This is a genomic window from Shewanella sp. 5_MG-2023 (genome assembly GCF_030547465.1).
Taxonomy (GTDB): domain Bacteria; phylum Pseudomonadota; class Gammaproteobacteria; order Enterobacterales; family Shewanellaceae; genus Shewanella.
In genome coordinates this window covers 1-783 of record NZ_JAUORC010000089.1, presented here as the reverse complement: position 1 = coordinate 783, position 783 = coordinate 1, and the positions used below count along the sequence as shown (strand labels likewise).

Below are 783 nucleotides of genomic sequence, written 5' to 3'. Positions count from 1 at the left end.
CGCCACATCAGTAGTGGTACCTGAAATGTCAGCCGTTTCTGCGCCATCATTAATTACTAATGCAACGTCGATAGAACTCGCTGTGGCATCCATATTGTCGGTGTCAGCGTCAGTCACGGTTTGACCGTTTTGATCGACAGCTGAGGCATCAACGGTAATGTCGCCATCAACTAAGCCTGAAATATCCACGCCATCAATGCTGTAATCGCCATTGGCATCAACAGTGACGCCGGTGATGACCTGCACTGTGCCAGCGCTATCAGTCAGCGTTAGGGTGATAGTTGAGTTTGGCGCCACATCGGTAGTGGTACCAGAAATGTCAGCCGTTTCTGCGCCGTCATTAATCACTAATGCCACATCAATTGAGCCTGGTGTAGCATCCATGTTGTCGGTGTCAGCATCCGTAACGGTTTGACCGTTCTGGTCGATTGCTGATGCATCAACAGTGATGTCACCATCAACTAAGCCTGAAATGTCTACGCCATCAATGCTGTAATCGCCATTGGCATCAACGGTCACGCCAGTGATGATTTGGACTGTGCCAGCGCTATCGGTCAGGGTTAGGGTGACGGTTGAGTTTGGCGCCACATCAGTAGTGGTACCTGAAATGTCAGCCGTTTCTGCGCCATCATTAATTACTAATGCAACGTCGATAGAACCCGCTGTGGCATCCATATTGTCGGTGTCAGCGTCAGTCACGGTTTGACCGTTTTGATCGACAGCTGAGGCATCAACGGTAATGTCGCCATCAACCAGGCCTGAAATGTCTACGCCCGCAATACT

General features: G+C 50.2%; 1 pseudogene. It reads right to left on the bottom strand.

Features of this window, described 5'->3' with window-relative positions:
• A pseudogene (locus Q4557_RS19800) lies at positions 1 to 783 on the bottom strand (hypothetical protein); the annotation flags it as partial.